Below are 22,244 nucleotides of genomic sequence, written 5' to 3' on the forward strand. Positions count from 1 at the left end.
CTGGAGGAAGCGATCGTGACGATTCGACTCACCGGTATGCTGCGATGCGCAACGAAGGAGGATGCGCAGCTGGTGAGTAACTATCTGCCCGCGCATGTGGCCTTGACCCGTGCCGAGCCGGGGTGCCTGATGTTTGAGGTGACTCCCACCGAAGATCCGCTGGTGTGGCAGGTTCGGGAAGAATTCACAGACAGGGACGCATTCGAGCTGCATCAGAGACGTGTTCAGGCTAGCGCCTGGGGGAAGGCAACCAGCCACATTGCGCGTGACTACCACGTGACAGACCTTCCCTAGGCAGCCGATGTTGCGGGCTTGAACAGTGACGCGGGGGATTCAATGGGCTGGAAGTGTTGGTCGACTACCCAGCAGTAGGTGGGAGCGCCTGCGCCAGCCATGCGGTGAACGGTGTATTGACCAGCGTCGGGTAGGAGTGCGCGGATCCAACTTTCCGCTTCGGTGTGGCACAGTTGGCGCCCGTCGGAGGCGGTGAGTCGAACCGTCATCAGGTAGGCCGCGGTGCGGGTCTCGCCGTAGCCGCGGATTCTGGCGCGGGCGAGTTGTCCGACGCGGCGCCGTGAAATGGTGAAATTGATTGAAGACAATCCGAATTCCGGACTCATCCGGATGGTCGGGGGACGCCAGGTAGGGGTTTCACGTGCGAGCGAGCGGGGGTGAGACATGGTCATGGCTACCGTGTCGAGAGCACGCTGACTGTGCTGTCGGATGTGGGCAACTGCGTCTGGAGTGGACAAGGGAAACGTACTGGTTGTGTGCTGTGCTTTGATCATGGCCTCACAATAAATCTAAATCCGGACACGATTATTAAAAACTAGCACACATGTTCGAATGTGAAACGGTGGTAGCCTGTTAAGTGCCATGCCAACAAAAACCAAAATTCCCTACGAAATCTGGGTTCTCGTTGCCGGCGCGTTCATCATTGCCCTTGGATTTGGCATTATCGCGCCGATTCTGCCGCAGTTTGCGCGCAGCTTCGATGTGAGCGTTGCTGCAGCTAGTGCGGTGATTTCCGTGTTTGCCCTGTCACGGTTGCTCTTCGCGCCTTTTTCGGGAATGGCCGTCGATAAGCTTGGCTCGCGTCGGGTGTACATGCTCGGACTGGTGATCGTCGCGGCGACCACTGGAAGCATCGCTTTCGCGCAGGAATTTTGGCATATTTTGGCGCTGCGGCTAATCGGGGGCGTGGGGTCGACGATGTTTACGGTCTCAGCAATGGGCTTCATTGTGCAGCATTCTCCGCCGCAGATTCGGGGTAGGGCATCGTCGGCCTATGCGAGCGCCTTCCTGATCGGCAATGTGCTCGGCCCGGTGTTGGGCGCGCTGGTGGAGCCCCTCGGTATGCGGGTGCCATTCCTGATTTATGGCGGGGCGTTGTTGCTGGTGACAGTGTTGGTTGGCTTCCTGCTGCGCCCGAAACCGGAGCAAGAGCAGGTCAAGGTGGCGTTGCCCGCGGTGCTGGTCAGCGAGGTCATTCACCATCCCTCTTATCAATCTGCATTGCTGTCCGGCTTTGTGAACGGCTGGGTGAACTTCGGCGTCCGTGTCGCCATTTTGCCACTCTTCGCAGCATCGGTGTTTCATAAAGGTGGTGCCATTGCGGGCCTCGCCATGGCAGCTTTTGCTCTGGGCAGCGCTATCGCCATCCAGTTTTCTGGCAGGCTTGCCGACGCCCGTGGCCGCAAACCCATGATCGTCACCGGGCTGTTGCTCAACCTGCTCTTCACAGGCATCCTAGGCTTCGCCTCGACCCCGTTAGCGGTCATCGCGTTCAGTCTTCTCGCTGGCATCGGTGGCGGTCTGCTTAACCCGGCGCAGCAAGCTACGCTCGCAGATCTCATCGGCAATGACCGTTCTGGTGGCAAAGTTCTCGCCAACTTCCAAATGGCACAAGACCTTGGCGCCATCATGGGTCCCATCCTGGTCGGTGCCCTCGCCGACGCCTACGGCTACAACACCGCGTTCCTTTCTTGCTCCGCAGTCGCGATGGTTGCTGCGCTCATGTGGATGTTCCACGGCAAAGAAACCCTGGTTCAGCGCAAACCGCAAAAGATAACGACCACACAAAAGCAGGCTTAATGACGGCGGTGAGTTGGATCTAGATCACTCCGAGTTCACGTTTGGGATAAATGCTCCCCCTGCCATATGGCCACGACTCAATGATTTGCTGCTGTTCGGGTGGAAGCTGTTCGGAATAATGAACAACCAAGGCTCTAGTACGGTCCACCGAAATTGAAGAATCTTTAGGGAGGGCGCCCACTCGTGCGATGAAGTCTGCAAACTCGTCGAGGGTCGGGTTGGGTGCTTCAGCGGGAGAGCTGTAGCTTGCTTTCGAATCGGCGCACCCTTGGAAAGTAACGAAGTAGCCGTCCTTGGTGGAAGGTGACGAGGAAACGATGGGGGTGACCTCTTTGATTTGTGAGGCGCATTCTTCGGCGGTTTTAGCGCTGAGCTCCCGGGTGAGGGACGGTGTTTTATCGTAATAGGCGTACGTGGAAAACGAGTCTCCGAACTCGGCAAATAACTCCTCCGTATGTTTGTATTTGGTCACGATTTGGCTGGGTTCAGAGGTAACATGAATTGCCGTGGTCCCAAGCGGGAAGGATATAAAGGTCTCGTCGTTGCCTGTCAGATGTTGTTCCGCCAGAAGTGCGAACTCTTTCATAAACTCACCGCGCTGTTCTTTGGGTAAACCATCGGGAATGTTGACCGTAGCGATTTTCCCGAATCTTGAATCAGAGACATGAATCTTTGTGCCCTTGGGGGAGACTTTGCGGATGGCCTTGCTTAGGGCTTTAGTCTCGTCTGTTTCCTTGATTCCATACTTCATCTGAGCCAACGGGTAGCGGATGAAATTAAAACTCTGGGGAGAAAGAATAGCGCCAATTGCCAGTGCAACCATCGCGATAGCAGTAAAGAGCAAAACGTTTTTCTTGGTCATGGTTATCCAGTCGTGGAGTTGAATGATCGTTGTTCTAGGTCTGTGATGAAACGGTTCAAACGGGTAACAAGCTAGTCTGGTGCGCTTCTCGACGCTGACGGCCTCTCGGTTGAGTAGCTCTCGATCGTTTGGAAAGTGACCTCGCAGAAATCATCTCTGGGCAGCTTCGCCAGGAAACGTGATGGTGGCGAAGCGTGCCCACATACTCATCACGGGACGCGCCAGTGATGCTGGTGAAGAACCGTTGCACATAGTGATGCGACGTTTCTGGAGCATTGAGTGCGCCGATTTGCTCCAATCCAACTGTGATCGATGTGCCGTGTGAATTGTCCAGTAGCTGTTGAGGCGAAATGCCTTGGTCCACGTGACTCCGAATCATGTGCTCCCGCGAAAACCGAGACTTCTGAAACGTTAACTTGGGTTCCGGGAGCTCCAGGCTGAAATAAGCTGCAGAAGGAGTGAAGGCTCTTAACTTGAGGATTTGGGTGCGAGCGAAGAACATCACAATAGCGCTGGCTATGGTGCTGAATTTTGAGATAGCTACTACCACGTACCTGCGGTTCATTGGCTCCCCCGATAGTAAGTGTTGTTTCCAGTAAATTACCCGACCGGGCCGGTTCTTGCAGGGGATAGCAATAAGGGGGTAGCTACAAAGACCCCCTTAGCAAACTTTACTGAGGTTAAAAATGTGTGTTATTGCAAGCGTATTACCCCAGGTAGGGGTGTGTTTAGTTCAATTAACGATGGTTAACCGTTTGTAAAACTGGCCTGGTCATTGTGGCAATCTCTTGCTAGAAACATGGCATGTGATTCGGATTACTGCCGAGTTGCATTGTGAATCGTTTGGAGAAGGAGAACACTATGACCGTAACTGCCACGGCGCCTTCCCGCGCCGCAACCGCCCCTGAAAAGTGGCGCTCGCCGAAGCACAGGCTTTCTGTGTATGGCGTCGTTGCCATCATGTTCACCGCAATGATTTTTGACGGCTACGACATCACCGTCTACGGTGCCATCCTGCCAACCCTGCTTGCAGAAGATCACCACCTCGGACACATCAGCCCCGCTGTAGCCGGTACCCTCGGCTCTTACACCATGCTCGGAATTATGGTCGGCGCACTTGGGGCCGGCGCTATCGGTGACCGCATTGGCCGACGCCTAATGATGCTGATAGCTTTCGCCTGGTTCTCTGTCGGCATGGCAGCCGGTGCGCTGGCTACATCGGTCGCATTTTTCGGTGCGACTCGATTCTTCACCGGACTCGCCCTTGGTGTTATCACAGCCGGGGGCGGAGCTGTGATCGCTGAGTTTGCCCCAGCTCACCGAAAGAACATGTTCAATGCCATTGGCTACGCCGGCATCCCTGCTGGTGGTGTGCTCGCAGCGCTGTTCGCGATCTGGTTCGAGGATGCCATTGGTTGGCGTGGACTCTTCCTTATCGGAGCTACCCCAATTCTCTTCCTCCTTCCGATGGCGCTGATCATGCTCCCGGAATCCCCACGCTGGCTCACCGCCATGGGGCGCCATGACCGTGCCCGTGCTATCTGTGACAAATACGACTTCCCAGCAGAACAATTCACTGCGGAACAAACCATCGTCGCAGCCTCCGGAGAAAAGAAAGAAAAGATCGGCTTCGGGGCAATCTTTTCCCGCACGTACATTGTGGCTACCGTGCTTATCGGCATCATGAGTTTCATGGCCATTATGGCAGTCTACGGACTCAACACGTGGCTACCACAGATCATGAAGGAAGCTGGCATTTCCGCAACCAGCGGCCTCTACACCCTTGTTGCCCTTAATTTCGGTGCCGCAGCCGGAGCGTTGGGAGCCTCCAAGGTGGCGGACATGATCGGCCCGAAACCAGTTATCGTCTTTACCTTCAGTGCTGCAGCCCTATGCATGTTCGTTATGCCATACCTTGTCTCCCCATTACTAATGTACCCGGCCATCGCCATCACTGGCATGGGAGTTACTGGCACTCAGATTTTGATTTACGGTATGACCTCAAACTACTACCCAACCCAGGCTCGTCAGGCTGGAATGTCCTGGTCTTCCGGGTTTGGTCGCCTCGGTGGAGTTGTGGGGCCAACTCTCGGAGGTGTCCTGATCACCTCGGGGTTCGGAGCATCCGATGCCTTCATGATCTTCGCGGTGGCCACCGTGATCGGCGCCATCTGTACCATCCTTATTCCGCTCAAGCGCCGGTAGCCGAGTCCTCCGGAGAATCTGGTGGAGATGTTAGAGCGGACGGATTTGCTTTAATGTCTCCATCATTTTTCTTTCTACAATTGAGGGCGTGTGACTGAAACTCGGAGCAATCACCTCGGGATCTTCAGGGGCGGCGATACGCCACCAGGAGTCTTCAAGGAAGACTTCTCCGTCACTGTCATTTAAGTGATCGGTAGGGTACAGGCGCACTGAGATGGAGTCGCCGTTGTGGGGAACTGGAATCTTAAGGATCTGTGCGAGCATTTGATGAAATTGATATTCGCCGAGAATAACAATTCCATGCTTTCGGAGGTGGCTGCGTGCCCCGCCGTTCCCGCGTAGACGTTTCATATAGTCCTTTTGCTGAGCGACTGTGGCAACGGTTCCGCGAGGGATTAAAATTCCCTGGATTAATTCAAACAACTTGTTGATCTTTTGCTGGCCTGATGGCGCCCCGAGAATCTTCTCTCTAATTTCGTTTGGGGCATGTAGAAGGATATTCTTTGGCATCGGATGATCTAGCCAGGCCCACTGTATCTTGGAGCGATTGACGGCTGTGATTGTTCGTTTCTGATCTCGATTAGAACCCTTGCTTAGGATCTCTTCTGTGATACGAATGAATCCAAGACTCCAAGTAGAAGTGGTGTCGTTCGCGTGGCATACCATTGCAACATGTCCCACAGCTTCATTTGGGATCATCCAGGAACCCATTTTTTGGGAAAATTTGCAGTCAACCTCAATTCCAGCAATTTTGTAGTCCAGTACGTCGCCATCTTGAATCAGATGGTGGAAGGCTCGCCGGATGTTGATTTCAATAAGGGTTCCAAAATGGGTTTTCTCAGTTTTAGTTAATTGATTCCAGTGATAGCGGCCGGTGTGAACGCCATCGTAGATTTGGTCGAAGGTTTCCCGAAAAACGCGTGACAGCAACTCTCCGTGAGGGTCTGCGGAGCGAAACAGTGAGACAAGCTGACTTTCCGCACTTTGATCCGTTGGTGAATCGAACAACTGTTCTACCCCTTTCGTTAGGTGTCTGATGGATATGGCATGCTATCTAACTATGGAGAAGCTAACGTCGTTGGAAATTTGCGCCGGGGCCGGTGGCCAAGCACTGGGGCTTGAGCAAGCTGGCTTTTCTCATGTCGCTGCCGTAGAAATCGATGCAGATGCCATCGAGACTCTTAAGCTTAATAGAGATAACGATTCACTCCCCCCTGAACAGAGATGGAATGTCTTGCATAAAGATGTTCATGAACTTGATGGTTCAGCCTATGACGGGATTGACCTATTCGCCGGTGGTGTTCCCTGCCCGCCGTTTTCAATCGCAGGAAAGCAGTTGGGGCAAGACGATGAGCGTGACCTTTTCCCGAAGGCTCTTGAGTTGGTGGAAAGTAGTCACCCCAAGGCGGTGCTGCTAGAAAACGTGCGCGGGCTTGCGGGTCCGAAGTTTGCCAACTATCGAGCGCAGATTGTTCGTCGACTCAATCACCTGGGATATGAAGTCATCTGGCAGGTGATATTGGCATCTGAACATGGAGTTCCACAGCTTCGACCTCGCTTCGTTCTGGTCGCATTACAGCGCGAGTATGCGCCGTATTTCTGGTGGCCGCGTCCGAAAGGAACTCCGCCAACTGTTGGTGAGACTCTATATGAGTTGATGGCAGCAAACGGATGGCCCGGTGCATCGGCTTGGGCGGCAAGAGCTGACAGTATTGGTCCTACTTTGGTTGGTGGTTCGAAGAAGCATGGAGGTCCGGATCTCGGGCCAACTCGTGCTCGGGAAGGCTGGGCAAAGCTGGGTGTGAAGGGATCCAGTATTGCGGAGGAAGCTCCGGGAGAAGCCACTCCGGTTGATGAGATGCCACGCTTGACTGTCAGGATGGCAGCGCGTATCCAAGGGTTTCCAGATAGTTGGGAGTTCTATGGCCGTAAAACAGCTGCATATCGTCAGGTGGGAAACGCCTTTCCTCCGCCTGTTGCCAAAGCGTTGGGAGAGTCAATTCGTGCCGCGCTCTTAAAGGATGATGAGTTACTATCTCAAGCGATTGCGAGTTCGGAAGCTGACGGGTCTATCTCCTTGAGTGGGCCTGGAACGGGAGTTATACGGAATATTCTGTGATTTCGCTGGGGGTGAAAAGCAGATTCTATCCGCAGCGTTGTGAACTGCGATGCTTTTAGATCTCCTTTAAGAAGCCTTACTAGGTTGAATAGTCAAGGAACTTAAGCTTTTCCATTCATAACTAGTAGTCATGGCTAGATTGGGTGTAAGTGAAAACATTTGCTGCTGGCAGAACTCTTAGGTCCTGGAACAAACTTCAAAATACTGTGGCCCGGCACACTGACTTCGCATTTCGTAGCAAATTAGCGTAGCCTGGGTGGACGATGAGTAACACCGAGAACGTTGCCAGCGGCGTCGAAGAGCTGGAAAATGTCACAACGTCGGAAACTCAGGACAATTCGCTGGACGTCGAACAGGACGTCAGGGATGCGAACACTTCTGAGGACGACTCCACGCAAGGTTTCGATAAACTAGGGCTTCCTGCAGAAGTACTAAAGGCTATTGCCAAGGTTGGTTACGAAACCCCATCCCCAATTCAGTCCGAAACTATTCCATTGTTGATGGAGGGCCGCGATGTTGTCGGCCTCGCGCAGACCGGTACTGGTAAAACTGCAGCGTTTGCCCTCCCGGTGCTGTCGCGCATCGATAAGTCTGTTCGTGCCCCGCAGGCGCTCGTGCTGGCCCCTACCCGTGAGCTTGCACTGCAGGTAGCTGACTCTTTCCAGGAGTTTGCTGACCACCTCGGTGGAATCAACGTGCTGCCGATTTACGGTGGTCAGGCTTATGGTATTCAGCTGTCCGGTTTGCGCCGTGGCGCGCAGATCGTCGTCGGTACGCCAGGTCGCGTCATTGACCACTTGAAGAAGGGCACGCTGGACATTTCCGGCCTGCGTTTCCTGGTTTTGGACGAAGCCGACGAGATGCTCAACATGGGCTTCCAGGAAGACGTCGAACGCATTCTGGAAGACACCCCAGCTGAGAAGCAGGTGGCACTGTTTTCCGCGACGATGCCGAACGGTATCCGTCGCATCTCCAAGCAATACCTGGTTGACCCAGCAGAAGTGACGGTGAAGTCCGAAACCCGGACGAACACCAACATCACTCAGCGCTTTCTTAATGTTTCACACCGCAACAAGCTCGACGCACTGACCCGCATTCTGGAAGTCACCGAGTTCGAAGCGATGATCATGTTCGTGCGCACCAAGCACGAAACCGAGGAACTGGCCGAGAAGCTCCGCGCCCGTGGCTTCTCCGCAGCGGCCATCAATGGTGACATTGCGCAGGCACAGCGCGAACGTACCGTGGACCAGCTCAAGGACGGTCGCTTGGACATCCTGGTGGCCACCGACGTGGCAGCCCGTGGTTTGGACGTGGAACGCATCACCCACGTGTTCAACTACGACATTCCGCACGACACCGAGTCCTACGTCCACCGCATTGGCCGCACCGGCCGTGCTGGCCGTTCCGGCGAAGCGATCCTCTTCGTCACGCCACGCGAGCGTCGAATGCTGCGTTCCATTGAGCGCGCGACTAATGCGACGCTGGAAGAGATGGAACTGCCGACCGTGGATGAGGTTAACGAGTCCCGCAAGGCTAAGTTCGCCGACTCCATCACCAACTCTCTAGAAGACTCCCAGTTGGCGCTGTTCCGTTCCCTGGTCAAGGCCTACTCCGAGGAACACGACGTTCCTCTGGAGGACATCGCTGCCGCGCTGGCCACCCAGGCGCAGGCTGGCGACGAGTTCCTGATGAAGGAACTGCCACCTGAGCGCCGGGATCGACGCGACCGTTTCGATCGCGACGACCGCCGTGACCGTGACCGGGGTGGTCGATTTGAGCGTCGTGACCGCGGTTCCCGCTTCGAGCGCAGCCAAGACATGGACGTGTACCGCCTTGCCGTGGGTAAGCGGCAGCACGTACGCCCTGGCGCTATCGTTGGCGCCCTGGCGAACGAGGGTGGCCTGTCCTCCAAGGACTTCGGTCGCATCATCATCGCCGTGGACCACACCCTGGTAGAACTGCCGAAGAACATGCCGGCTTCTGTGCTGGAACGCCTCGCGGACACCCGCATTTCCGGCCAGCTCATCCACATCGAGGCTGCTCCTGGCGCTGACATGAACCAGCGTCCTGGTGGCTATGGTGGTGGACGTGGCGGCTACCGGGATCGTGATGATCGCCGTGGCGGCCGGGGCCGCTTTGATCGGGATGATCGCCGTGGCGGCCGAGGCGGCTATGACCGTGATGATCGTCGTGGTGGACGTGGCGGCTACCGGGATCGTGATGATCGCCGTGGCGGCCGCTACGATCGCTAGCAGCGCATAAGAAAAGCGCCTCCCAGATCCAACCGGGAGGCGCTTTTGTTGTGACTAGATAAACATCAAGATCGCGGTGACGAACCACAGCAGCGCGAAGATGCCACCGAACATGGACAGCTGGCCCTTGGCCTTGTTCCAATCGGCGATCTCGGTGTCAGCTGGCACCTCGTCAGCATCGAGCAGCCCGAGTGCACCCAGCATCTTCTTCTGGCGTGGCAGGATCAGGAAGAACAGCACCGCCCACGCGACCACAGACAGGCCCACTGCGGCGTGGTACTGGCCTTGCTTCAGGTACGCAGAATCGGTCATGAACACGCCAACACCCAGCAGCGGGACCAGCAGGGACAGCATGCCGTAGGTGCTGGAGATGTTGTGGAGCAGTTTCGCAGCGCCACGAGCGGTGTCATCGCCGGAGTGCGCAGCCAGAGCCTTCGCATGGAAGGTAGAGGTAGCCACGGTGACCGGGCCGAGGAACAGCACCGCGGACAGGATGTGCAGTGCGGTCATGATGGTATCCACAGGGGTTGAGCCTTTCCAGTTAGGGGTTTTGTCAACGTCTCACCCTAGCCAGCCCGCCGGGAATTCGCTAACCGAGCAGGCTCGCTGCATCACCCGCCGGTCTGAACGGGGGAGAGGTAACTCATAGGCAGCCGCCACCGCGGCTAACCGACGCGCATACCAACAACCCCGCCGCACCTCCGGCATCCACTGGCTGGGAAGCAGGTCAGACTTCTCTTGGTTCGCCTGCGCCGATACCGCAACCAGGTTCGATGGATCGTTGGCGAAGCGTTTTCGTTTCTCCGCCGGCCACGAGTGCGCTCCCAAATCCCAGGCAGCGCGAAGGGGAAAAATGTGGTCGATCTGGATGTCCTCCGGGAGGCTGGAGCCTGTGTAGGGGTCTGTGACTGAGGTCGGGGTGATCTCGCAGCCCGCAGCTACAGCGGATTGAAATGTTTGGGACAGGATGAGGTGCCGGGTGGTGCAGGACTGGCCGTCGATAAGCATGGGTGCCCAATCTCCGAAGGCTGCCCGGTCGTAGCCCAGCACGGACTGGCGCTGTGGCACGCTACCTACCCGAGCTAAAGAACTGTTCAACGAAGGGGTGTCGGTGGGGTAGACAGGCCGATAGATCAGGGCGGTGACAATGGTGAAAAAGACAAGGACGAAAAGAAAAAGGCGGCTAGGCGTCATACTTAATTAGACTGCTCAGCCACCCCAAAAGGTTGCAGCGAATTTTTTTTAGGCCTCGCGCACCATCTCAGAGGTGAGCACACCCTTGACCTTCGACAGCTTCACTGACTTATCGAACTCGCGGTTGATCTCCTCGGAAGGAGCTTTAGTCAGCAGCGTCACCACGACCATCAAAACGATGTTGGCGATGAAACCAGGGACGATCTCATACATCAGATCCGACAGGGCGCTCTGGCCCCACGCAAACGACACCACAGCACCGGCAATCATACCCGCGATAGCACCAGGAGCATTCAGGCGCTTCCAGTACAGCGACGCAATGATGATCGGACCGAACGCGGAACCGAACCCGGCCCACGCGAACGCCACCAAACCGAGGATCGAGTCAGATGGATTGGCTGCCAGCACACCCGCGATCACGGAAACGGAGAGAACGGCGATACGCGACATCCAAATCAGGTTCTTCTGCGTTGGCTGGCGCTTCACCACGATCATGTACAAATCCTCGATCAGGGCAGAGGACGTCACCAGCAGCTGAGAGGCAATAGTCGACATGATCGCTGCTAGGACAGCGGTGAGTACCAGGCCTGCGATCAGTGGGTGGAACAGGATCCGGCCCATGTCCAGGAAGACGGTTTCGAAGGCATCGCGGTCCGTGACGGCGATGTGAGGGTTCTGTGCGAAAAAGACTGTGCCGATCATAGCGGTAAAGACCGCGCCCACTACGCAGAGCAGCATCCAGAACACGCCGATCCGGCGGCCGCTGGTGGCGTCGGAAGGCTTACGCATCGCCATGAAGCGCACGATGATGTGTGGCTGCCCGAAGTAGCCCAACCCCCAAGCCAGATTGCCGATGATGGCAGCGAGAGACACACCGGTGATCATACTGAAGTAGGTCGGGTTACCCTCGCCGGAGGTGTAGGGGCCGTAGTCATTCATGGTCTGCCACCCGAAGATATCCATCGGATTCTGCAGGGCGAAAAGCGCCATGATTGGGACAATGATGAGCGACGCGAACATGATCAGGCCCTGCACGGCGTCGGTGTAGGACACCGCCAGGAAGCCGCCGATAAAGGTGTACGCCACCGTAATGACCGCGACTATCAGCATGCCGGTGAGGTAGTCGCCACCGAACGTGGACTCAAAGTACTTGCCGCCCGACACCATTCCGGAGGACACGTAGAAGGTGAAGAACACCAGAATGACGACTGCAGAGACCACGCGCAGAATGCGGGATTTATCATTCAGCCGGTTTTCCACGAAGCTCGGAACGGTAATCGAATTCTTGGCCACCTCTGTGTACGAACGCAAACGGGGAGCGATCCACTTCCAGTTAGCCCAGCAGCCGATCAGCAGGCCAATGGCGATCCACAATTCAGAGAAACCAGAGACGAACAGTGCACCCGGCAGACCCATCAGCAGCCAGCCTGACATATCGGAAGCACCCGCAGAAAGTGCTGCGACGGCGGGGCCAAGCCCACGACCACCCAGCATGTACTCGTCATACTTCTTCGTCTGCGTGTAACTCCAATAGCCAATGCCGAGCATCAGCGCCATGTAGATCACGATCGCAATGATGAACCAGGTCTGTTCACTCACGTGTGTTCTTGCCTCCAATGGTCAATAGGGAATGTGGGGACCGATAAGCCCTAACGCTCCATGGTAAGAAACCTAGCCATAATGTGACGATTTTCTCACTCCAAGTGAGCTGTTTAGTTATCTTAACGTGATAGAGCTGTGACTGACTCGGTTTTGCGCAGCTTTTTTGTGTCCGAGGTCACTGATTGTCCGCTAGATGAACTCCGATGAGTGGAACCACCTAACGGACTGGTACAAACAAATGTATGACCTCGCACCTGCTCCACGGCTTTTGGACCAAAACGTCCGGGCTCCATCTGTGGATCGAGCAGGTCGAAGGACACCGGATTGTCCTCCCGGATAACCTCTCCGAAGGGGACCTTCCGCCGCAGGTCATGGCCATCATCGCTGGGAAAAGCTTCCGGCATATGCGCCGCACGACATTGCGCACCCCCAAGGGTAGGGAAGTGACCCTGGACATTCCCACCGCCGCCTACACCCCAGAACAAGCAGTGGACGTGTTATCGCAGCTGGCGGTGTTTGACCTCGAAACTCCTACCACTCCCACAGTTGGCAGAGCTGCGATCGCTCCTGATTTGCTCTGGTTGATTCACGCATTTCTTGGACTGGAACGCTTCGTGCGCGCCGGGCGCCTGGTGCTGCGTCTGCGCTGGGATGACAGCAAGTGGTGGCCACAGTGGCAGTTGGCCACGGGGCTCGGGGAGCTGGGGTGGATCGCGGAAATGACGGCTTCTGCCCCCGGGGTGGTCGTGGCTAACGGCGGTTCGGGGGTCATGGAGGACATCGCCGATGAACTGCCACATTGGATCGCGAATGCGCTGCTCAAGCCACTGTATGAGTTGCCACGCCCCTACCCGTGGCACGAATTCGTCGGAGCGTTGCTTGGATCTACCCCGATCCGGCGGGGGAGTCCGCAGCTGGTGGCGCTGTTGAAAAAGTGGAAAGACTCGATCGCTGGTGAAGACGTCTCCCTGGTGGTGATCGTGGAAGAGCCGGCGGAAGAGGAAACGCCTGCTGATGATCGCGGCTGGATGGTGCGGGTGCAACTGCGCCTCGGTGTCGATTCGCCCCGCCCAGTGCGTTTTCACCAGCTAGACCCCGCGACGAGAAAACATGTGGAAAAGCACTATGAGAAGTTGAGCTCCATAGCGCCTGTGCTTGCCGACGAAGCGGGTCGCAGCCACGCGCGTACCGCAGTAGAACCAGTGGCGATGTCCGAGTCAAGCGATCTGGACGTCTCCCTCACCACGGAGCAGATGGTCGGATTCATCACGAACGATGTGACGCGACTTCGCGACGCCGGATTCACCGTCCTTCTCCCCAAAGCGTGGTCCGTGTACGAACCGAAACTCCGCCTCGACCTGCGCGAACCAGGGGACGCCCCACTCGGGGCCACGAAATCGCTCATCGGCCTGGAACAGTTAGTGGAATACGACTGGAAAATGAGCCTCGGGGACCTGGAGCTTTCCGACGCTGAAATGCGCGAGCTCGTTGAATCCAAAGCAGGTCTGGTCAAGCTGCGTGGCCAGTGGGTACTGGCCGATAGTGGTGCTTTGCGAAAAATCTCTGCCTACGTGGAAGAACTCAGCCAAGGGTCCCGTAAAACGCTCAAAAAGCGCATGGAAACCGCCATGATGGAGGCCCAACTCGCCCGCGCCAACGGCGACCCCAACGCGGAGGAACTGGAAGAAAAAGCGCAACAGCTGTTGGAAAAGTTTAATGCGGGGCTGGAAGAGATCGCGCAGGTAACGCTCGCACAGCTGCGCGACCTCGCGCTGCGACTTGCGGAAAGTTCACCGATCGAATTTACCGCCACCGGATGGCAGTCTGCGCTGCTCGGCGGCACCAACACCCCGGCCCCCAAGCGGGTCGAGCTGCCCGACACGATCCATGCCGAGCTGCGTGAATACCAGCGCCGGGGCGTGGACTGGCTGTGGTGGATGAGCCAAAACGGCCTCGGCGCTGTGCTGGCCGACGATATGGGTTTGGGGAAAACCCTGCAGCTGCTCTCCCTCCTCGCGGTGGAGCGCCAGCACAACCCAGAGGTGGGACCCACCTTGGTTGTGTGCCCCACCTCTGTCGTTGGAAACTGGGCTGCAGAAGCCGCAAAATTCGTTCCCTCTCTGGTCACCATCACCCACCATGGCAGTAACCGGCTCACAGGGGACGCCTTCCTAGCACGAGCCCAAGCAGCAGACTTGGTGATCACCAGCTACGGAGTCGTAAGCCGCGACTTTAGCCTCCTGGGCCAGCTGAAGTGGGATCGAGTGGTGCTGGATGAAGCGCAAGCGATTAAGAATTCGGGGACCAGGGCGTCGAGAAGCGTGCGCTCGCTTCCCTCCGCACACCGCGTGGCGCTGACCGGCACGCCCGTGGAAAACCGGCTGTCGGAAATGCGTTCCATCCTCGACTTTTGCAACCCTGGCGTGCTCGGATCGGCCAGCTTTTTCCGTAACCACTTCGCCAAAGCCATCGAACGCGAAGACAACGAGGAGATGGCGAAACGGCTGCGCGACCTCACCGCACCATTCATCCTGCGTCGCCTCAAGACCGACCCCGCTGTCATCGACGATCTGCCCGAGAAAAACGAGGAAATCATTACTGTCCACATGACAGCAGAACAAGCTGCTCTCTACACCGCGCTCGTGCACGACATTGAGGAAAAACTCGCTGCGGCCGAAGGCATCCAAAAACGAGGCCTCGTGCTGTCCACCATCACCCGGATCAAACAAATCTGTAACCATCCCGCCCACTACCTGCAGGACGGATCCCTCATCACCCGGCGCGGAAAACACCGCTCCGGCAAAGTCGAGGCACTGATGGAACTGGTGAAAAGCTGCACGGAGCGCGGCGAAAAGATGCTCATCTTCACCCAGTACAAGGCGTTCGGTGACATGCTGGTGCCGTATCTGTCCGGGCGGATGAGTCGTGACATTCCTTTTCTCCACGGCGGGGTGTCAAAGGCCGGGCGTGACAAAATGGTCGCTGAATTCCAGTCCCCGGACGGGCCACCAGCCATGATTCTTTCCCTCAAAGCCGGCGGTACCGGCCTAAACCTGACCGCGGCGAACGTCGTGGTTCACATGGACCGGTGGTGGAACCCCGCCGTGGAAAACCAAGCCACTGACCGCGCCTACCGCATTGGACAGCGCAAAGACGTGCGGGTGTACAAGATGATCACCCAGGGCACCATGGAGGAATCCATCCAAGATATCCTGGACGGAAAACTGCACCTCGCCAGCGCCATCGTTGGCGAAGGCGAAGGCTGGATCACCGAGCTGTCGCCGGAAGACTTGGCACAGCTCATGAGCTATCGGGGGAGGGAGACCTAGATGTCCATCCGCGCGCGCGAAGATAACGTCATCTACGCCAACTTTGGCAAGAAAACTCGTGTCAGCACCCCGCCGCCCGAGCGACGCCGGATCCACTCCGAATCCCTCCAACAAGCCCTCATTCGGGACGTCTACCGCACCAGCACTGACGAAGGCCGCATCTCTCGTGGCCGGGCATACGCGCGCAACGGCAACGTGGTGGCATTCAACGTGATGCGGGACCGGATCGTGGCTAGCGTCGCGGGGTCCCAAAACGAACCCTTTGACGTGGGCATCATCTTCCCGCGCCGGGGCTCAGAGGACCTGCTGAAGGTTTCCAAGACGTTGCTTTCCTCCCCAGGGTTGCTCGCGCAGGCGCGCGAAGGGCGATTGACCCCCGACGTGGTGCACGCACTGCTTGCCGACGCCCCGAGTGACATTCGAGTGCTGTGCGATTGTCCGGATAGAACGCTGTGCTGTAAGCACGGCGTGGCAGTCCTGGACACCCTAGCGGAGAAGGTGGCGGCAACGCCCGGTTTGTTGTTCGAGCTGCGCGGACTGAATTTTGCGCAACTGGAACTGACGATGCAGGAAGAGGCCCGCGCGCAGTCCGAGAAACGCGCCGGGGACGACGCTTCCCCCGAGTCTTTCTGGGAGGGGTACCCGCTGCCGATGCTTCCCACACCCAAGGTGGCGCCCGCCCTCGACGACTCCGACATGGACGCCTTGCACAAGGCAATGCGAGCGGTGTCTTATACTTCGGCAGATGAGCTGCGGGCAGTCAGCGATATCGAGGATCTCTATGACTTCCTCACTAAGCTGCAATAGGTGTGCTGACCAGGCATGTTCGAATGACATGAGAACTGTGTCCGGTGGGCATGTTAAGAGTTAACACATGACTGAAATAACTTTCTTGCACACCTCAGACTGGCAACTGGGAATGACGCGCTGGTTCCTGGATGATGACGCCCAAGCGCGGTTTGACGCCGCTCGATTAGCCGCGATTAAGAAACTAGGGCAGACTGCACTGGAGCACGGCTGTGCTTTTATCGTCGTAGCCGGTGACGTGTTTGACGCAAATTCCCTGGAACGTCGCACCCTGGCGCGCGCCTTGGATACTCTGTCGGAGCTGCCCGTTCCGGTGTATCTCCTGCCCGGCAACCACGATCCGCTCACCGCGGACAGCGTGTTTTACTCCACCACAGATATCGCGGGCGTGACCGTTCTATCTGATAGCAAGCCAGTTTCCGTGGCTCCAGGCGTGGAAATAGTCGGGGCTCCGCTGCTCAGCAAACGCGCGACCACAGATCTAGTATCGGCGGCTATAGAGCCCCTCGCGCCCTATGACGGCGTACGGATCTTAGTCGGGCACGGCCAGGTGGCCAGCAGGGGAGACATCAAACCTGACCTTATTGACCTCGCGCGTGTCGAAACCGCGCTTAACGACGGCACCCTAACCTACGTGGCCTTGGGAGATACCCACTCCACGGAATCGCTCGGAACAACTGGGCGTGTCTGGTTCTCGGGTTCTCCCGAAGTCACTGATTTTCATGACCATGCCACCGCCGGCGGAGGTGAATCAAACTCCGGCAATGCCTTGGTCGTGACCGCGACTGAGAACAGTGTTGACGTCTCGGAGATACCGATCGGCACATGGACGTTCGACGCGCTGGACTGGGAACTGCTTAGCTCGGACGATGTGGACGCCTTCCTTGGAACCCTCAAGGACTATCCCAATAAACCCTGTACGGCCATCAAATATGGGCTTCGGGGTACTCTCGATGTTCCGACCATGCAACGGTTGGAGCAGGGGCTTGATGATCTCGAGCCGGTCTTCGCCTCCCTCAAACCCCGGGAACGCCTCATGGATCTGGTCCTGGCCCCGCAACCGGAAGATCTCGCCGAGCTCAGTATCGCTGGCTATGCACGCGCCGCTCTCGACGAACTGATTGACAGCTCTGATCCCGCAGCAGACTCTGCGGTTCGGCTCATGTTCCGCCTGGCAAAGGGAGCTTAACTAACAATGCGTATCCATGACATCGAACTCACCAACGTCCGCGGACTGGAGCACTTTCGGCTCACTGACATCCCCGAACATGGGGTAATCGTGATCTCAGGCGACAATGAGGCTGGAAAATCGACAGTGGTTGAGGCGCTTGCGATAGTGCAACAGTTCCGCCATAGAAGCACCAATCGTAACATCCGAGCTCTCCAACCTAGTGGCAAAGACGTCCCCGTCACTATTGAGCTGCGCGCCACCGTGGGAGAGACGACCTTCCGTATCCGCAAGCAGTACTTACGTAAAGCTGCTGCAGAACTGATTATTGAACAGCCGCGACGCGAAGTTTTCACTGGGGATGCTGCCGAAGATAAACTGGCAAGCCTTTTGGACGAGCATGTGGACTCTGCGCTGGCAGAAGCTCTCTTTGTCAAGCAGGGAGACGTGGACACTGCTATCGCAGCAGCGGGAATCCCTTCGTTGCGCGCTGCCTTGGAACGAGCCGAGGGCAGTACAGAGATCATCGACGACACTGACTTTATGAAGTCTGTAGAAACCGAATATCAGCGTTTCTACACTGCGAAAGGGAAAGAAACCGGCGAGCTTGTCGCGGCCATTAAAAAACTCGCCGTCGCTGAGGAAAGCTTTCAAGACGCTCAGGCACGCAACGCGGAGCTGGAAAGAAATCTCAGCATCGTCGAGGATCAGAAGAGACTTCTGGAAGAACTACGCACCAAGATTCCCAAGGCCGTAGCAACCGCGGAGAAAGCTCGGGAAGAACTAGCACAGGCGGAGCGGCAACAGCGGGAACTCGACACCGCTCAAGCTACCCTCAACCACCACAATCTGCTGGTGAAAACAGCTGACCAGGATGTGGCGCAGCGCGCTGAACTCGCAGCAGCAGTCGAAACCAAGAAACAGTTATTGGACAAGCTCACCGAGCAACACACCAAGCTCACTGAAAGGAAGGCCGAGCACTCCGAGAAGCTGCAGCGCGCAAAAGAAAACCTGGCAGCGATCACGGCGCGCCTTAGCGACGCCCGCAAAGCCCTCAGCACCATGCGAAGCCGTCACGCCGCAGCAGTGGCAGCAGAAAAACTCGACACGCTCACCGCGCTCATCACCAAAGCTGAGCAACGAGAACGCACAGTCAGGGAGCTGCAAGAGCAGGTGCCGTCCACTTTGCACACCAAGGAGCAGCTTCATGCAGTAGCTGATGCCAGGCTCGCAGTCACCATCGCGGAAACTAAACTCCATGCCGAATCCGCCACGCTGCGTCTTACCGGTGCGCCAGGAACCATGGTGACAATAGGTGATGAGGAAATTGCGTTAAGCAAAGAGTCGAAAGACTTCCATCTCACGCAATGCACCGACATCACCATCGGGGATACGGTGGCAACGTTCATCCCACCGAGTACCGGCGACAGCGCTCGGACCGAGGTAGCCGCTGCGAAGGAAGCCCTAGCCTCGCTCCTGGCCCAAGCTGGTGTTCCCGATGAAGAAACCCTCCGATCTGCCTTTGACGAGCAAGAGGAAACCCTTCGCTCTCTGCAGGCAGCGCGCCGCGAGCTGAGCGTGGTCCTGGGCGAGAAAGACCTTGCCACGCTGCGTGCGCAGGTGAAAGAGCTTGAACAAACGGATCCCGACCCAGACCCGATTCCTGTTGAAAAAGCAACCACCATGATAGAGGAGCTCGAAGCCGAGCTGCGCACTGTGGAATCCGAGCACGCGGCAGCGAGCGCAGAGTTGCGCGAGGTGGAATCAGACAGCGTGCAGACCGACCTAAAGGTGTCCGCCGCGCGTATCGACGACGCAACTGCTCAGTTACAGCGGGCTGAAGAACAACTAGGCACTGCGAGGGCCAGCGCCTCTGATGAGGAGCTAGCCACACGCACTGCGCAGGTTGTGGATGATCGTGACAGAGCACAAGAGCGGGTGGAGCGGCTGAACGAAACCATGCCAGACATGGAACTGTGTAGCTGGCGTGCCACGAGCTCCGCGGAAAATCTGGCATCACTGCGTAACGAAGAAAAAGAAAGTTCGCTGAAACTTCAGTGGCACGGCGGCGAAGTGGAACGTGCGGAAGGTGTTGCTGAACAACTAATCAAGGCTTCAGAGGTAAAGGAAGCCGCCCAGTATCGCTACGAGCGGGTCCGTGCTCAGGCAGACAGTGTCAATCTGCTTCGAAGCACACTGATCAAACACCGAGACGCTGCTCGGGAGCGTTACGCGGCACCGTTTGCAGAGAAGCTCAGTGGCCTAGCCAGCACCGTTTTCGGTATGGGAGTGGAGTTTTTCCTTAATGATTCGCTGCAGATCGAACAGCGCGTGGTGGATGAGACGGTGGTCTCGGTGTCTGATCTGAGCGGAGGAGCCCAAGAACAGCTGGGACTGTTGGCTAGGTTCGCTATCGCGGATTTGGTGGCCGACGAGGAGGGCGTTCCGATCTTTGTTGATGATGCGCTGGGTAACACCGACAACCTTCGCTTGGAACTGATGAACTACGTGTTCTCGCGGATGGGCAGCCAACACCAAGTGTTTGTGCTCACCTGTATGCCGTCGCGTTATCAAAAAATCTCCGGTAAGACGTCATTCAGGATGGAGGATCTAAAAATGGGCCGGCCGTGATAGCTGGCCAGCCCGTAGCTAAGGAAGGGCGTTTTAGGCGTCCTGGCGGATGGCGGAGCCTTCGATCTCGATGTGGATGTCCTCGGAGATAAGCACGCCACCGGTGTTCAGCGGAGCGTTGAAGTCAATACCGAAGTCTGTGCGGTTGAGCAGGGTAGTGGCCTCGAAGCCAAGGCGGGTCTGGCCGTCGGGGTCGACGGCGGTGCCGGAGATCTCGACGTCGAGGGTGACCGGCTTCGTGATGCCCTTGATAGTCAGGTCGCCGGTAACGGTGCCTGCGTTGCCATTGATGTTGAACTCGGTGGCGGTGAAGGTGATCTCTGGGTAGGTCTCGACAGCGAAGAAGTCGTCGCTGCGCAGGTGGTTATCGCGGTCATCGTTGCTGGTGTTGATGGAGGCCACCTTAATGACTGCGGAGGCTGCATTTTTCTCGCCGTAGCTAAGGGAAGAGTCGAATTCGGTGAACTCACCGCGGACCTTGGTAACCATGGCGTGGCGGAGCCAGAAGCCGATGCGGGAGTGGGCTGGGTCGAGGGTGTAGGTGCCGTTGAAGTCAGACATTGAAAAGCTCTCCTTAAAGTTGGGTTCCACATTTTCTAATGGACTGTCCGTCCGTAGTCACATAGTACTGCTATCTTGTAGACGTGTCAACAACAAATATTTTTTGCGCACAACGTGCAGCTTGTGGCCTATTTTTGAAGGCTGGGACAAAGTGATCTTGGCGACGTATGAAGGTTTGGATACCGGCCCGATATCGCCTATGGTTATAAGCATCTTGTCGGGATCGTGTTTTATTAATTTGTGGAGCGTTCCTTGCCCCGCACACAAAATGAAGGTTAAGTGACGTAAATGACAAAGGGCTCAGGCTGGCTCAACGACGACGAACAAAAGCTGTGGCGTCTCCTTCTAGGGGGGATCCGCCACCTCGAACGCGGAATGGAAGAAACTCTCCAGCAGGATTCCGGCCTCGGGGCCAGCGAGTTCGCGGTCCTCGTCTCCCTGTCTGAAGCGGAGGATCAGTCGCTGCGCCTGCGTGACCTGTGTCAAAGCCTGGAATGGGATCGGAGCCGTGCGTCCCACCAAATCACCCGGATGGAGCGACGCGGGCTCGTCGTGAAGCAAAAGTGCGAAGACGATGCACGCGGTGTGCTCGTGGTGCTCACCAAGGAAGGGATGTCGCGCCTCGAAGCAGCTGCGCCAGGGCACGTGGAATCTGTGCGACGTTTGGTCTTCGATCACCTCACTGATGAAGATGCTGTGGTTCTTGAGCGTTTCTTCGGTAATCTTGTGGCCACTGAACTGGGATAATGCCATATCAGGGTGAAAATCAGGGTTTTACCCGATGTGCTTTTTCACTCACGCTGCAATAGTGAGAAGTGACCGGCAAGTACAAGAAAGGAACCCACAATGACCACCCCACACGACTACTCCAAGCTCGACGGAACTATCCCGCTGCTGAACCGCAAAATGCACCGCAGCAAGACCAATTCTGTGTTGTTCGGTGTCCTCGGTGGCATCGGTGAAACCTACGACGTTGACCCCAACCTGCTACGCGTCCTCGCGGTGGTCGCGTCCCTGTTCACAGGAATCCCCGTCGTCATTTACATCGCGGCGGTGGTGCTGATGTGGAACACCTAACCGAGTCTTGCTTCGCCGGCACCCTGAAGAGGGTGTCGGCATTTTGGTTCGTCTACTTTAGGCGACGAAAAACAATGAGTAGTCGTGGCGGCGTTTGTAGAGGACAGTAAAGCCCTGTTGGGGCTGCGTAATCCGGGTAGATAGTGACGCCCTAACCGTTGGGTCCTCATCGACGCCACCGTGTTCCATGTGGTCCAGTAGGAGGGTAACCCACAAGGTTGGCTTAAGGGACATTTCGTGTGGATAAATTTATCCGGTTTCCCGTGTCACACTGGGGATTTCGCCGATTTTCGTTTTCCACGGCTTCCAAAACAGGGCTCGACTGAATCTTCACGGATTTGGG

19 protein-coding genes are annotated in these 22,244 nt (G+C 56.8%); 11 read left to right on the forward strand and 8 right to left on the reverse strand.

Translation table 11 applies throughout. The annotated features are described in order from the left end of the window. Positions 1–15: 15 nt before the first annotated feature. Entirely contained in the window at positions 16–294 is a 279-nt protein-coding gene (locus tag HW450_RS12015; protein WP_232843268.1) for a putative quinol monooxygenase, read from the forward strand. On the opposite strand, the gene HW450_RS12020 is transcribed toward HW450_RS12015, so the two are convergent. After that, complete coding sequence (locus HW450_RS12020; RefSeq protein ID WP_182385847.1) at positions 291–788, reverse strand: hypothetical protein; 498 nt, start codon at positions 786–788, stop codon at positions 291–293. The two genes, HW450_RS12015 and HW450_RS12020, sit on opposite strands and share 4 nt — an antisense overlap. Positions 789–876: 88 nt before the next feature. Here HW450_RS12020 and HW450_RS12025 point away from each other — a divergent pair, with 88 nt between their 5' ends. Next, the gene (locus HW450_RS12025) at positions 877–2,094 is read left to right on the forward strand and encodes an MFS transporter (RefSeq protein WP_182385848.1); all 1,218 of its coding nucleotides are present in this window, start codon (positions 877–879) and stop codon (positions 2,092–2,094) included. A gap of 19 nt (positions 2,095–2,113) precedes the next feature. On the opposite strand, the gene HW450_RS12030 is transcribed toward HW450_RS12025, so the two are convergent. After that, positions 2,114–2,956, reverse strand: a complete 843-nt coding sequence (locus HW450_RS12030; protein ID WP_182385849.1) for a hypothetical protein — start codon at positions 2,954–2,956, stop codon at positions 2,114–2,116. A gap of 861 nt (positions 2,957–3,817) precedes the next feature. Here HW450_RS12030 and HW450_RS12035 point away from each other — a divergent pair. Continuing rightward, complete coding sequence (locus tag HW450_RS12035; protein WP_182385850.1) at positions 3,818–5,161, forward strand: MFS transporter; 1,344 nt, start codon at positions 3,818–3,820, stop codon at positions 5,159–5,161. 30 nt (positions 5,162–5,191) lie between these two features. On the opposite strand, the gene HW450_RS12040 is transcribed toward HW450_RS12035, so the two are convergent. Then, on the reverse strand, positions 5,192–6,169 hold the full coding sequence (locus tag HW450_RS12040) for a NaeI family type II restriction endonuclease (protein WP_182385851.1): 978 nt from the start codon (positions 6,167–6,169) through the stop codon (positions 5,192–5,194). Between the two features lie 52 nt (positions 6,170–6,221). On the opposite strand from HW450_RS12040, the gene HW450_RS12045 reads away from it, so the two are divergent. After that, on the forward strand, positions 6,222–7,280 hold the full coding sequence (locus HW450_RS12045) for a DNA cytosine methyltransferase (protein ID WP_182385852.1): 1,059 nt from the start codon (positions 6,222–6,224) through the stop codon (positions 7,278–7,280). Positions 7,281–7,543: 263 nt separating this feature from the next. Continuing rightward, positions 7,544–9,532, forward strand: coding sequence for a DEAD/DEAH box helicase (locus HW450_RS12050; RefSeq protein WP_182385853.1), 1,989 nt, complete (start codon positions 7,544–7,546; stop codon positions 9,530–9,532). Between the two features lie 54 nt (positions 9,533–9,586). On the opposite strand, the gene HW450_RS12055 is transcribed toward HW450_RS12050, so the two are convergent. From HW450_RS12055 to putP, 3 genes are read right to left on the reverse strand one after another with little or no spacing between them, the layout of a single operon-like run. After that, positions 9,587–10,054, reverse strand: coding sequence for a DUF2269 domain-containing protein (locus HW450_RS12055; RefSeq protein ID WP_182385854.1), 468 nt, complete (start codon positions 10,052–10,054; stop codon positions 9,587–9,589). 39 nt (positions 10,055–10,093) lie between these two features. Continuing rightward, positions 10,094–10,726, reverse strand: coding sequence for an HNH endonuclease family protein (locus tag HW450_RS12060; protein ID WP_182385855.1), 633 nt, complete (start codon positions 10,724–10,726; stop codon positions 10,094–10,096). A gap of 48 nt (positions 10,727–10,774) precedes the next feature. Further along, on the reverse strand, positions 10,775–12,325 hold the full coding sequence (gene putP / locus HW450_RS12065; RefSeq protein ID WP_182385856.1) for a sodium/proline symporter PutP: 1,551 nt from the start codon (positions 12,323–12,325) through the stop codon (positions 10,775–10,777). Positions 12,326–12,570: 245 nt separating this feature from the next. Here putP and HW450_RS12070 point away from each other — a divergent pair, with 245 nt between their 5' ends. The 4 genes from HW450_RS12070 (at position 12,571) to HW450_RS12085 (ending at position 20,263) form a co-directional block, all read left to right on the forward strand. Next, a complete protein-coding gene (locus HW450_RS12070) occupies positions 12,571–15,657 on the forward strand; it encodes a DEAD/DEAH box helicase (RefSeq protein ID WP_182385857.1) in 3,087 nt (1,028 codons plus the stop codon). After that, entirely contained in the window at positions 15,658–16,464 is an 807-nt protein-coding gene (locus HW450_RS12075; RefSeq protein ID WP_182385858.1) for an SWIM zinc finger family protein, read from the forward strand. A gap of 67 nt (positions 16,465–16,531) precedes the next feature. Next, positions 16,532–17,653 (forward strand): metallophosphoesterase family protein, encoded by a 1,122-nt coding sequence (locus HW450_RS12080; protein ID WP_182385859.1) that lies wholly within the window; start codon positions 16,532–16,534, stop codon positions 17,651–17,653. A gap of 6 nt (positions 17,654–17,659) precedes the next feature. Further along, the gene (locus HW450_RS12085; RefSeq protein WP_182385860.1) at positions 17,660–20,263 is read left to right on the forward strand and encodes an AAA family ATPase; all 2,604 of its coding nucleotides are present in this window, start codon (positions 17,660–17,662) and stop codon (positions 20,261–20,263) included. Between the two features lie 33 nt (positions 20,264–20,296). On the opposite strand, the gene HW450_RS12090 is transcribed toward HW450_RS12085, so the two are convergent. Continuing rightward, on the reverse strand, positions 20,297–20,824 hold the full coding sequence (locus HW450_RS12090; RefSeq protein ID WP_182385861.1) for a YceI family protein: 528 nt from the start codon (positions 20,822–20,824) through the stop codon (positions 20,297–20,299). A gap of 288 nt (positions 20,825–21,112) precedes the next feature. On the opposite strand from HW450_RS12090, the gene HW450_RS12095 reads away from it, so the two are divergent. Both HW450_RS12095 and HW450_RS12100 read left to right on the forward strand, forming a co-directional pair. After that, complete coding sequence (locus HW450_RS12095; RefSeq protein ID WP_182385862.1) at positions 21,113–21,571, forward strand: MarR family winged helix-turn-helix transcriptional regulator; 459 nt, start codon at positions 21,113–21,115, stop codon at positions 21,569–21,571. A 99-nt stretch (positions 21,572–21,670) separates the two neighbouring features. Further along, entirely contained in the window at positions 21,671–21,901 is a 231-nt protein-coding gene (locus tag HW450_RS12100; protein ID WP_182385863.1) for a PspC domain-containing protein, read from the forward strand. 57 nt (positions 21,902–21,958) lie between these two features. On the opposite strand, the gene HW450_RS12105 is transcribed toward HW450_RS12100, so the two are convergent. Beyond that, positions 21,959–22,135, reverse strand: coding sequence for a hypothetical protein (locus HW450_RS12105; RefSeq protein ID WP_182385864.1), 177 nt, complete (start codon positions 22,133–22,135; stop codon positions 21,959–21,961). Positions 22,136–22,244: the final 109 nt, after the last annotated feature.

The sequence above is a fragment of the Corynebacterium hindlerae genome (assembly GCF_014117265.1).
Classification (GTDB): domain Bacteria; phylum Actinomycetota; class Actinomycetes; order Mycobacteriales; family Mycobacteriaceae; genus Corynebacterium; species Corynebacterium hindlerae.